Below are 11,641 nucleotides of genomic sequence, written 5' to 3' on the forward strand. Positions count from 1 at the left end.
CGGAGCGCACCGGCAGCCCGCCGTCGCCTCCGGCGGCGCGGCCACACGATCGAGTGGTTGTCGTCTCATCCTGCAAGCAAGTGATCCGCCGTCCGTCCTGACCAAGGCTGACGAGTTGCCGCTGCAGGCCTCAACTTCTTTATGAGCAAAGGTGATTGACTCATGCTGCCCACCATGTCGCAGAACGCCCGGGAGACCTTCCTCGCCGACCGCCGGGTCGGGGTGCTGAGCGTCGCGGACCCCAGAGAAGGCGACCGGGCGCCCCTGTGCGTGCCGGTCTGGTACGGCTACGAGCCCGGGGGCGAGATCCTCGTCCAGACGGGGCGCGAGACGGTCAAGGGCCGACTGCTGCGCGCCGCCGGCCGGTTCAGCCTCTGCGTGCAGGACGAACGGCGGCCCTACCGGTACGTCAGCGTCGAAGGGCCGGTCGTCACCGTCGAGGACCCGGTGCCGCCGGCCGTCCGGGACGCCCTGGCGCACCGCTACCTGGACCCGGACGAGGCCCGTGGCTACCTCGATGCCACCGCCGACCAGCTCAAGGACGACATCCTGTTCCGGCTGCGCCCTCAACGCTGGCGGACCGCCGACTTCTCGGCCTTCGCCGCCGACTTCACCGAGCCCGCCGAACCGGCGGCAGGCTCCGCCGAACCCGCCCGGCCCGTCGAACCGGCCCGGCCCGTCGAACCCACCCGGCCCGCCGAGCCCGTCCGGCCCGCCGAACCCGCCGCCGACAGCGCGGACTGACCTGGCGTGCCGTCGGCACCGGCCCGCAGCCGCGGCCGACGGAGCCACCTCCTGAGAAGGATCCATGACCGACATCGACGTTTCGTCACGCCCGCTCCACCTCCCTGCCGCCCGCCCCGCGGCCCGGACCTCCCGCGCCGACCTGCCGCAGGACCGCACCCTCCCGGAGCTCTTCGCCCGCCAGGCGGCCGCCCGCCCGGCCGCACCGGCGGTCCGCCACCGCGACCGCACCCTCAGCTACGGCCAGCTCGACGCCGGATCGACCGCCCTGGCCGCCCGCCTCCTGGCCGCGGGCATCACCCCCGGCGAACCCGTCGGAGTGTGCGGCAGCCGCTCCCCGGAAGCCCTGATCGCCCTGCTGGGCATCCTCAAGGCCGGCTGCGCCTACGTCCCGCTGGACGACGACCTGCCCCCGGCCCGTCTGCGCGCCATGGCCGAGGACGCCGGGCTGCGCGCCGCCGTCACCCTGCCCGGCACCGAACGCCGGGTCCGCGGCCTGCGGGTGAGCATCCCGGCCGTCGGTGACGGTGACGGCGACGGCGACTGCGCGCCGGCGCCCGCCCGGCCCACCGGCGTCTTGTCCGAGCCCGGCGACTGCGCCTACGTCGCCTTCACCTCCGGTACGACCGGCCGCCCCAAGCCGGTGGCGATCCCGCACCGGGGAGTCGCCCGACTCGTCCTGGCCGACCGCCAACTGCCCCCGCCCGGGCCGGGCGACCGGATCCTGCACGGCTACGGCCTCTCCTCGGACGCCTCGACCATCGAGATCTGGGGCGCCCTGCTGACCGGCGCCTGCCTGGTGATCGCCGACCGCGAGGAACTCCTCTCGCCGACCGCGCTGGAACACCTGCTGCGCGACCGGGGCGTCACCGTCGCCTACCTGACCACGAGCGTCTTCCACCTGCTCGCCCGGACCCGCCCGCAGGCGATGGCGGGCCTGCGGTTCGTCTCGGCCGGCGGCGAGGCGATGGACCCGCGCCTGGCGAACACCGTCCTGGCCGCCTGTCCCGGCACCACCGTGGTCAACTTCTACGGTCCGACCGAGAACTCGGTGGTCTCCACCGCCCACATCGTGCGCCCGCTGCCCGAGGACGCCGACGGTGTCCCGATCGGCCGCCCGTACGCCGCCACCACCTGCCACGTGCTGCGCGCCGACGGCAGGCCCACCGCGCCGGGCGAGGAGGGCGAGCTGTACGTCGGCGGGGACGGCCTGGCCCTCGGCTACCCGGGCGACGAGCAGCTGACCGCGCAGCGGTTCGTCCGGCTGCCGCAGGTCGAACCCGGCGGCCGCCTCTATCGCACCGGCGACCGGGTCGTCCGCACCGCCGACGGCCTGCTGGAGTACCGCGGCCGCGCGGACCGCCAGGTCAAGCTGCGCGGCGCGCGGATCGAACTGGACGAGGTGGAGGCCCGGCTGCGCGCCCACCCCGCCGTGGCCGAGGCCGTCGTCGAGACCGACGGCGAGGCGCTGACCGCCTACCTCACCCCCACCGCCCCGGGGGAGCCGCTGCCGCTGCCCGAGCTGCGCGGCTACTGCGCCCGCTGGCTGCCGCCGCAGGCCGTGCCCGTGCTGGTCGCCCTCGACCGCTTCCCGGTGACCAGCGGCGGCAAGGTGGACCGCAAACGGCTGCGCGCCACCGCCACCGCCGTCGTCACCAGCACCGCCACCAGCACCGCCGTCGTCACCAGCACCGCCACCAGCACCGCCGTCGTCACCAGCACCGCCACCAGCACCGCCGTCGTCACCAGCACCGCCACCGCGGACCGGACACCGCACCAGCAGCCGGCCGAAGAGCTGGCCGGGCTCCTCGCCGGGATCTGGCAGCAGGTGCTGCGCACCCGGCCCGCCCCCGAGGACGACTTCTTCCACCTCGGCGGCGACTCCCTGCTCGCCTCCGAGGCCGTCACCCGCACCCTCGCCGCCCTCGGCCTCGACGCCGCACTCAGCTCCACCCTCATCCGGGCGCTGCTCACCGCCCCCACCCTCGCGCGCTTCACCGAGGCCGTCCGGGCCGCCCGCGACGGCGCCCCGGGCGGGGCCGCGGAGCGCACCGTCGACTTCGTCCGGGAGACCGAACTCGGCTTCCGCCTCCCACCCGCCCAGGGCCCCGCGCCCCGCCCCCGGGACCCGGAGCACATCCTGCTCACCGGCGCCTCCGGCTTCGTCGGCGCCTTCCTGCTGACCACCCTGCTGCGCCGCACCGCCGCCCGGATCCACTGTCCCGTCCGCGCCGCGAGCCCCGCCCACGCCGAACAGCGCGTGCGCACCGCCCTCGCCCGCTACGGCCTGCACCTCGACGAGGCCGACCGGCAGCGCCTGGAGTGCTTCCCCGCCGACCTCGCCGAGCCCGGCCTCGGGCTGTCGGCCGAGCGGTGCGCCGACCTGGCCGCCCGCCTGGACCTGATCGTCCACAACGGGGCCCAGGTCAACTTCCTCTACCCGTACGAGCAACTGCGCGCCCCCAACGTGGACGGCACCCGCGAGATCGTCCGGCTCGCCGCGCCCCGCCGCGTCCCGGTCCACTTCCTGTCGACCGTCGCCGTCGTCGCCGGTTCCGGGGCGGCCGGGGTGCGCGAGGCCGCCGAGGACGCCCCCCTGGCCCACGCCGACGGGCTCACCATGGGCTACGCCGAGAGCAAGTGGGTCGCCGAAGGGGTGCTGCGCCGGGCCGCCGAGCAGGGACTGCCGGTGGCCGTCCACCGCCCGTACGAGGTGACGGGGGACCAGATGAGCGGGGTGAGCAACACCGAGACCGCGATCTGCTCCCTGTTCCGGACGATCGCCGAGACCGGGCTGGCCCCGGACATCGCCCTGCCGATGGACTTCGTCCCGGTCGACCACCTCGCCGAGGCCGTCGTCCACATCGCCACCCGGCGGGACGCCGACGGCCGCACCTACCACCTCACCAACCCCCGCCCCGCGATGCTGTCGGACGTCATCGACCGGCTGCGCGCGGTCGGCTGCGCGGTGCGCACGCTGCCCTACCCGCAGTGGGTCGACGAGCTGGTCCGCCACGTCGCCGCGAACCCCACGAGCGCCACCGCGCCCTTCGTATCGCTGTGCGTGGACCGCAGCCGCACCGCCGACATGTCCGTCAAGGAGCTCTACTTCGAGGGCACCTTCCCGGTGCTCGGCCGGCGCAACGCCGAAGCCGCCCTGGCGGACAGCGGGCTCGACTGCCCGCCGGTCGACGCCGCCCTGCTGGACCGGTACCTGGAGTACTTCTTCGCCTCCGGCTACCTCCAGCGCCCCACCACCAGCTCCGCGGCCACCGGCCCCGCCGCCACCGCCGCCGTCCGGGAGAGCACCCGATGACCGACACCGCCGCCCCCGCCCCGATCCCCGTCCCCGAGGTGACGCCCGGCGCCGCCGGACCGCCCTGCGAGTACGCCCGGCTGCGCGCCGAACAGCCCGTCGTCCAGGCGCAGTTGCCCAACGGCGAGACCGCGTGGCTGCTCAGCCGCTACGCGGACGCCCGCGACGCCTTCGCCGACCCGAGGCTGGTGCGGCCCCTGCTGTCCGCCTGGCCGCCCGTCGAGGGCGACGACGCGCCGCCGCCGTGCCTGCCGACCTTCCTGGAGATGCGGGGCGAACACCACGAGCGGGTGCGGCGCGCCGTCCTGCCGCTGTTCGGCCGCGGACGCCTGGAGTTCATGCGACCCCGCATCCGCGCCATCGCGGAGGAGCTGATCGACGCCATGACGGCCGGCTCGCCCGACCGCACGGCCGACCTGGTGGCCGGCTACGTCGAACCGCTGCCGCTGCGCGTGCTGTGCGAGACCATCGGCCTCCCGCACGAGGACCGCGACCGCTACCTCCCGCACACCCTCACCCTGCTCAGCGCAGCCGGGCTGACGATGGACGAGATCCTCACCGCGCTGTACGCCCTCCAGGACTACGCCTCGGAGCTGATCACCCGCAAGGAGGACGAAGAGGGGGGAGCGCGGCAGGACGGGGACTACATCCGGCTGCTGCTCGCCGAGACCCGACGCCCCGGCAGCGAGCTGGTCAGGGACGACGTGGTCAGCTTCGTCGTCACCATGCTGATGGCCGGCTACAAGACCAACATGCAGCACACCGGGAACGCCCTGCTCACCCTCCTCGCCCACCCCGACCAGCTCCGCCGGCTGCGCGAGGAACCCGCCGGGATCGCCACCGCCGTGGACGAACTGCTGCGCCACGTACCGCTGATGAACGCGATCAACATCCTCGTCGCGGAGGAGGACCTCACCCTCCACGGTCAGCTGATCCGGGCCGGGGACGCCGTCGTGCCGGTGCCCGCCTCCGCCAACCGCGACCCCGAGGCGTTCACCGACCCCGACCGCCTCGACCTCGCCCGCACGCCCAACCCGCACCTCGCCTTCGGCCACGGCCCGCACGCCTGCACCGGTGCGCACCTGAGCCGGATGCAGCTGGCCGTGGTGATCCAGGTGCTGCTGGAGAGGCTGCCCGGCATCGAACTGGCCGAGCCCGTCGAGTCGTTGCCCTGGGACGAGACCACCCCGCTGCGCGCGCCCGCCCGGCTGCCGGTGCGCTGGTGACGGCGGCACCCCCGCCGCGCACCCCCACCGCACAGCTCCGCCCCACACTCCCGTGGCACAGCTCCGTCCCGCATCACGATCCCGTACAGCACAGAGAGGACCGCGCCGCATGAGCGCACCCCAGGCGCCCGCCACCACCGACCAGGCCGCGGGCGACGCCCCGGGCCGGGCCCCGGCCCACACCCCGGACGGGGAGGCCCTGCCCCGCTACCCGTTCAGCACGGACGGCGACCGCCTCGCCCCCGAACTGGACGAACTGCGCAGCCGCTGCCCCGTCGCCCGGGTCAGGACCAACGCCGGCGGCGAGGCCTGGCTGGTCACCGGCTACGAGCTGGCCCGCGACGTCCTGCGGGACCGCGCCTTCGCCCGCTCCGTACTCGGCGAGGCCGACAGCCCGACCCAGGACGCCCCGATCCTGGCGCCCGAACTGCTGGACGCCATGAACCACCTCCAGCAGGCCGGGCTGCGCGACGAGGTGCTCGCCGCGCTCGGCCGCAACCAGCCCGAACTGCCCGCCGACTGGGTCGCCGAGGTGACGCGGGAGGGCCTGGAACGGATGGCCGCCGAGGGCGCGCCGGGCGACCTCCAGCGCCACTTCGCCGAGTGGGTCGCCGCGCAGTGCCTGTGCCGGCTGCTCGGCCTGCCGTTCGAGGACCGGGAGTGGCTCGCCGAACGCGCCGACAAGGACCTCACCATGGCGACGTACTCGGACGAGGAACTGGCCGTCAACTGGGAGGAGCTCCGCGCCTACACGGCGGCCTTCCTGGCCGCCCGCACCCCCGGGCAGCCGCGCGGCCTCGCCGACCGGCTCGCCGACCTGAACGCCGAGCAGTCCGCCGAGGGCCGCTCCGGGCGGAAGGGGCTGAGCGAGGAGCAACTGTCCAACATCGTCTCCGTGCTGTTCGTCAGCGGCTACGAGGACTTCGCCAGCTTCCTGGGCGTCGCCGCCGTCAACCTCCTCCAACACCCCGAGGCGATGGCGGAGTTGCGGGAGAGTCCGGAGGCGACACCCCGGCACGTGGAGGAACTGCTCCGGTGCAGCGTCGTCCTCGGCAACGCCATTCCGCGCTTCGTCACCGAGGACACCTCCCTGGGCGGCGAGCAGGTCAAGGCGGGCGAGCTGGTCCTGCTCTCGCTGGACGCGGCCAACTACGACCCCGGCACCTTCGCCGACGCCGAGCGGTTCGAGCCCGCCCGCTCGCCCAACCCCCACCTGCGGTTCGGCCACGGCCGTCACCACTGCCCCGGCGCCCACCTGGTGCGGCGGCAGTCCGACACGGCCTTCCGGGTCCTGCTCCAGCGGTTCCCCGGGCTGCGCCTGGCGGTGCCGGTGGGCGAGGTGCCGTGGCACCCGAACCGGATGGCCATCATGGCCGCCGCCGTTCCGGTGACCTGGTGACCTGGTGACCTGACCCCGTCCTGAGCCCGACCGCACCCCCTGCCCACCACCCGGGCAGGGGGTGCGGTCGGGTGACGAGTGCGCCGCCTCAACGGCCCCCGACGCGGCCTCCTTCCGCTGCGTCCCGGCCGACCGGCGCTGAGCCGCCGCCACGGCACTGTGGCCCGCGCCCCGAACCGGGGTGCGGGCCACGGTGCCGCCGTCGGGGGTCAGCGGGCGGCCCCGCCGGACCGTTCCGGCAGGACCAGCGGCACCCCCGTACGCGGGTGGGGCAGCACCTCGACGGGGTGGCCGTAGACCTCGCTGAGCAGCGGTGCGCGCAGCACCTCGGCGACCGGGCCGTCGGCGATCGTGGTGCCGCCGGTCAGCAGGACCACCCGGTCCGCGTAGGCGGCCGCCAGGGACAGGTCGTGGAGCACCACGACCACGCCGTCCCCGGCGGCGGCCCGCTCCCGGGCGACCCGCAGCACCAGTTCCTGGTGGCGCAGGTCGAGGGCGGCGGTGGGTTCGTCCAGGAGCAGTAGCGGCGCGCGCTGGGCGAGCACCCGGGCGAGTGCGACCCGGGCCCGTTCGCCGCCGGAAAGGGCGGTGAAGGGCCGCCCGGCGAAGGTGGTGGACTCGGTGGCGGCCATCGCCTCGGCGACCACCGCCTCGTCCTCGGCGGCGGCCGCCGTCCCCGTCCAGGGCGCGCGGCCCATCCGGACCACCTGGTCGGCGGGGAACGGGAAGGACAGCGTGGCGGACTGCGGCAACAGCGCCCGGTGCAGGGCGAGTTCGGCTGCGCCGTAGTCGGACAGCGGGCGGCCGCGCAGGGTGACCGTGCCGCCCTGCGCGGCGGCGTCCCCGGCGAGGACGGAGAGCAGGGTGGACTTGCCCGCGCCGTTCGGCCCGAGCAGCGCGACCACCTCCCCGGCGGTGACCCGGACCGAGGCGCCGGCCAGCAGCGGGCGGCCGCCGACGGTCATCCGTACGGCCTCGGCGGTGAGCAACTCGGAGCCGGGTAGCGGGCGGTCGGGGACGGGGCGGGACCGGTGCAGCCTCATGCCCAGCCTCCCTGCTTGGTCCGGGTCCGGCGCAGCAGCCAGAAGAAGAACGGGCTGCCGATCAGGGCGGTGAGCACCCCGAGCGGCAGTTCGGCCGGGGCGGCGAGGGTGCGGGCGGCGAGGTCGGCGGCGACCAGGACGAGTGCCCCGCCGAGGGCCGAGGCGGGCAGCAGGAAGCGGTGCCCGGGCCCGGCCAGCATCCGCAGCAGGTGGGGGACGACCAGGCCGACGAAGCCGATGATGCCGCTGACCGCGACGGCGGCGGCGGTGAGCAGGGCGACCACGGTGATCAGGGTGAGCCGCATCCGTTCGACGTCCACCCCGAGGTGGCGGGCGGGGCGTTCGCCGAGTGCCAGCAGGTCCAGCTTGCGGGCGTACAGCGGGGCGACGGTGAGTCCGACGACGGCGAAGGGCAGGACGGCGAGCACCTTGCCCCAGGTGGCCTGGGAGAGCGAGCCGAGCTGCCAGAAGGTGACCTGGCTGATCGCGGCGGAGTCGGCGGTGAACAGGAGGAGGCCGATCAGCGCGCCGCAGAAGGCGTTCACGGCGACGCCGGTGAGGATCAGCGTGACCACCTCGGTGCGGCCACCGGCCCGGGCCATCAGGTAGACCGCGAAGACCGTCAACAGCCCGCCGGCGAAGGCGAACACGGTGACCGTCCAGCCGCCGAGGGCGTCCAGGCCGAGCACGATGCAGGCCACCGCGCCGACCGCGCCGCCGGAGGAGACGCCGATCACGGCGGGTTCGGCGAGTGGGTTGCCGAACACCCCCTGCATCAGGGCGCCGGCGCAGCCGAGCGAGCCGCCGACCAGCAGGGCGAGCACCACCCGGGGCAGCCGGACGTTCCACAGCACCGATTCGGGCACCCGCTCCAGGGCGTGCCCGCCGAGGCCGAGGCGGTGGGCGGCGGAGCCGAGGACATCGCCGAGCGGGATGCGGTAGGCGCCGGTGCCGGCCGCGAGCAGGGCGCAGAGCACCAGGGCGGTGGCGAGCACGACGGTGATCAGGGTGCTGCGGGAGGGGCCGGGGCGGGCCTTCGCCCGGCTCTCCGCCACGCTCTTCTCCGGTACGGCGGTGGTCACTTGGCGCCCGCCGGGTGCAGCTGGGCGGTGATCTCCCGGAGCACCTGGGGGGTGCGCGGGCCGTAGCTGAGCAGTTGGCCGTCCTCGATGGAGACGATCCGGCGGTCCAGCCCGGCGGGGGTCTGGGCGACGCCGGGGAGCTTGAGCAGGCCGTCGACGCCGCCGACCGAGTCGAGTCCCTTGCTCATCACCAGGATCGCGTCGGGCGCGGCCTCGACCAGGGCTTCGCTGGTGAGCGGGGTGAAGTCGCCGGTGAGTCCGGCGGCGGTGCCGGCGTCCTGGCCGCCGACCGCCTCGATCAACGAGCCGGCGCCGGAGGCGGGGCCGCCGAGCAGGTAGACGGAGGCGCTGCCGCGCAGGTAGAGGAACGCCACCTTGGGCCGGCCGCCGCCGGTCGGCACGGCGGCCTCGGCGGCGGCGGTCCGCTGCTCGGTGCGCTCCCTCAACTGCCGTCCGGCGTCCGGGACTCCGAGTGCGGCGGCGACGGTGTCGATGCGCGGGCCGACGTCGGCCAGGCGCTTGGCGTCGTCCAGCACGAGCAGCGGGACGCCGGCCGCGCGGATCTGGTCGATCGCCTCGGCCGGGCCGGTGGAGCGGTCGGCCAGGACGACGGTCGGGTGCAGTGACAGCACGCCCTCGGCGGAGACCTCGTGGGCCTGGGTGATCACCGGCAGGGCGGCGGCCTGCCGGAAGGTGGTGGAGACGTCCCGGGCGACCGCCTTGGGGCCGAGGCCGAGGCTGAACACCAGCTCGGCGACGCTGCCGTTGAGCGGGATGATCCGCTCGGCGCTGGTGACGGTGACCTGGCGGCCGTCGGCGGAGGCGGTGGTGGCCGGGAGCCGGGGGACGGGCTCGACGGGCAGCGGCTCGACCGCGTCGGGGGCGCGGGTGGCGGTGACCGTCGCGCCGCCGGTGCCGGTGGCGGTGCCGCCGCAGGCGGTGAGGGCGAGCACCAGGCCGAGGAGCAGCAGCAGGAGGGCTGGCCCGCGGGCCACCTGGGGTCGGATCGTACTGCTGCTCAACGGGCTTCCCTTCGTGGGGTGTTGTCGTCCGCTTCCGGTCGGGGAGACCGGTGGCGGGGCTCTTGACTCACATATTAGGTTAGCCTTACCTAAATTCTGCAAGGGGGTCGGTTTCCCGGCCGCCCCTCCTTCGTCGTGCGCTTCGTCGTGCCCGCACGGCCTGCCCACGGCCCGCCCTGCCCCCTGCCCCCGTCCCCGTGACCTTCCGAGGAGTGATCCGCGTGTCCCTGCCCAGTCGGCTCCGCCGCCTGGCCGCCACCCTGGTGGCCGTACTCGCCGCCCTGTCGGCGGTGGTCCTCTCGCCGTCCCCGGCGGTGGCCGCCGAGGGCAAGGTCTCCGGCGGGCGGCTGGACTGGGGGATCAAACAGTCCTTCCTGAGCTACGTCACCGGGCCCATCGCCAAGGGCAGTTGGGCGCTCACCGGCGGCGCGGCCACGGTCGGCGGCAATACCTTCCGGTTCCACTCCGCCAACGGCACCTACGACCCGGCCACCGGCGCGCTGACCGCGGCCTTCTCCGGCGGCGTCCGCTTCACCGGGCACCAGGAGAACGGCAGCAACGCGCTCGACCTCAGCCTCGGGCGGCTCACCTTCCGGGCCGCCCCCGGCGGCGCGGCCGGGCTGTACGCCGACGTCAGCAGCAAGTCCAAGGAGACCGGCCAGGTCAGCACCGTGAGCCAGGCCAAACTGGCCGAGCTCTCGCTGGCCGGTGTCGACCTGCGCGGCGCCGCCGGGACCCTCAACCTCGCCGACGTCCCGGCCACCCTCACCGACGCCGGGGCGAAGGCCTTCGGCAACTTCTACCAGGCCGGCACGGCCCTGGACCCGCTCGGCCTCTCCGTCAACCTGCCCACCGCGCAGCCGAGCCCGGCGGCCGCCGCCCCCGGTGCCCGCTCGGGCACGACGCCGGGCGCCGCCCCGGGCACGACGGCCACGGCGCCCCCGGCCGGGGCCGCGACCGCCACCCAGCCCGCCGCCCGGACGCCCGCGCGGACCGAGTTCGGCAACGGCGCCCTCGACTGGGGCGTGCGCCGCACCTTCCGCGACTACGTCACCGGCATGATCGCCCAGGGCCGTTGTGAGCTGGGCGGCGGCGCGGCCGACGGCGGTGCCTTCTTCCGCTGGACCCCGGCCAAGGGCGGCTACGACCCCGCCACCGGCGAACTCACCGCCGGCTTCACCGGCACCGTCCGCTTCACCGGTCTGCGCAACGGCGAGACCTACGGCCTGGACCTCACCCTGGCCGACCCGGCCGTGAACGTGGCCGACGGCCGGGGCCGCCTGCTCGCCGACGTCTCCGGACGGACCCCGGACGGCGCCACCCAGCAGCTGACCGGCGTCGAGCTGGCGACCTTCGACGCCTCCGCCCTCAAGTCGGAAGGCGGCCTGCTCAAGGCCGTCGAACTGCCGCTCAAGCTCGCCGAGGGCGGCGCCGAGGCCTTCGGCGGCCTCTACCCGGCGGGAACCGAGATGGACCCGCTGAGCTTCGCCGTCGCCCTCGACCCGGCCGCCGCCCTGCCCCCGCTGCCCGACCTCGGCAGCGCCCCGGCCACCCCGGCCACCCCGGCCGCCGCGGCCACCCCGGTGAGCCCGGCCGCCTCGCCGGTCGCGGCCGCCGCCGACTCCTCCTCGGGAGGCTTCCCGGTGGCGGCCACGGCGGGCGGTGCGGTGCTGGTCGCCGCGCTCGCCGTGACCGGCGGGTGGCTGGTGCGCCGCCGCCGCGCGGCCACCGCGCCGGGCCCCGACCGGACGGCCTGACCCGTCCCCCCTCCCCGTTGTCCGTCCCCGTCCCCCTCACCTGAACGGAGCA

8 protein-coding genes are annotated in these 11,641 nt (G+C 75.5%); 5 read left to right on the forward strand and 3 right to left on the reverse strand.

The window, feature by feature from the left end:
• Nucleotides 1-162: 162 nt before the first annotated feature.
• The 4 genes from ACZ58X_RS12045 to ACZ58X_RS12060 all read left to right on the forward strand — a co-directional run bounded on the left by ACZ58X_RS12045 (nucleotide 163) and on the right by ACZ58X_RS12060 (nucleotide 6,685).
• Nucleotides 163-744 (forward strand): pyridoxamine 5'-phosphate oxidase family protein, encoded by a 582-nt coding sequence (locus tag ACZ58X_RS12045; protein WP_470333555.1) that lies wholly within the window; start codon nucleotides 163-165, stop codon nucleotides 742-744.
• A 64-nt stretch (nucleotides 745-808) separates the two neighbouring features.
• Nucleotides 809-4,060, forward strand: a complete 3,252-nt coding sequence (locus tag ACZ58X_RS12050; RefSeq protein ID WP_470333556.1) for an amino acid adenylation domain-containing protein — start codon at nucleotides 809-811, stop codon at nucleotides 4,058-4,060.
• Nucleotides 4,057-5,286: a cytochrome P450 family protein gene (locus ACZ58X_RS12055; protein WP_470333557.1), complete on the forward strand. Its 1,230-nt coding sequence runs from the start codon at nucleotides 4,057-4,059 to the stop codon at nucleotides 5,284-5,286. The genes ACZ58X_RS12050 and ACZ58X_RS12055 overlap by 4 nt, the downstream gene beginning before the upstream one ends.
• A gap of 109 nt (nucleotides 5,287-5,395) precedes the next feature.
• Entirely contained in the window at nucleotides 5,396-6,685 is a 1,290-nt protein-coding gene (locus ACZ58X_RS12060) for a cytochrome P450 (protein ID WP_470333558.1), read from the forward strand.
• Nucleotides 6,686-6,894: 209 nt separating this feature from the next.
• Here the strand turns inward: ACZ58X_RS12060 and ACZ58X_RS12065 are convergent, their stop codons facing one another.
• Genes ACZ58X_RS12065 through ACZ58X_RS12075 form a run of 3 tightly spaced genes read right to left on the reverse strand, consistent with a single transcriptional unit; the run spans nucleotide 6,895 to nucleotide 9,832 of the window.
• On the reverse strand, nucleotides 6,895-7,728 hold the full coding sequence (locus ACZ58X_RS12065) for a heme ABC transporter ATP-binding protein (protein WP_470333559.1): 834 nt from the start codon (nucleotides 7,726-7,728) through the stop codon (nucleotides 6,895-6,897).
• Nucleotides 7,725-8,783, reverse strand: a complete 1,059-nt coding sequence (locus ACZ58X_RS12070; protein WP_470333646.1) for a FecCD family ABC transporter permease — start codon at nucleotides 8,781-8,783, stop codon at nucleotides 7,725-7,727. Before ACZ58X_RS12070 ends, ACZ58X_RS12065 begins: the two co-directional genes overlap by 4 nt.
• Before the next feature lie 23 nt (nucleotides 8,784-8,806).
• Nucleotides 8,807-9,832: a heme/hemin ABC transporter substrate-binding protein gene (locus ACZ58X_RS12075; RefSeq protein ID WP_470333560.1), complete on the reverse strand. Its 1,026-nt coding sequence runs from the start codon at nucleotides 9,830-9,832 to the stop codon at nucleotides 8,807-8,809.
• Nucleotides 9,833-10,053: 221 nt separating this feature from the next.
• On the opposite strand from ACZ58X_RS12075, the gene ACZ58X_RS12080 reads away from it, so the two are divergent.
• Nucleotides 10,054-11,589 (forward strand): HtaA domain-containing protein, encoded by a 1,536-nt coding sequence (locus ACZ58X_RS12080; protein WP_470333561.1) that lies wholly within the window; start codon nucleotides 10,054-10,056, stop codon nucleotides 11,587-11,589.
• The last annotated feature ends 52 nt before the right edge of the window (nucleotides 11,590-11,641 follow it).

The organism is Kitasatospora sp. NPDC040550, assembly GCF_055594965.1.

Excerpts from the sequence above, each read along its gene's own strand:
- ACZ58X_RS12045 (WP_470333555.1), top strand. The coding sequence starts at position 163 with ATGCTGCCCACCATGTCGCAGAACGCCCGGGAGACCTTCCTCGCCGAC.
- ACZ58X_RS12050 (WP_470333556.1), top strand. The coding sequence starts at position 809 with ATGACCGACATCGACGTTTCGTCACGCCCGCTCCACCTCCCTGCCGCC.
- ACZ58X_RS12055 (WP_470333557.1), top strand. The coding sequence starts at position 4,057 with ATGACCGACACCGCCGCCCCCGCCCCGATCCCCGTCCCCGAGGTGACG.
- ACZ58X_RS12060 (WP_470333558.1), top strand. The coding sequence starts at position 5,396 with ATGAGCGCACCCCAGGCGCCCGCCACCACCGACCAGGCCGCGGGCGAC.
- ACZ58X_RS12065 (WP_470333559.1), bottom strand. The coding sequence starts at position 7,728 with ATGAGGCTGCACCGGTCCCGCCCCGTCCCCGACCGCCCGCTACCCGGC.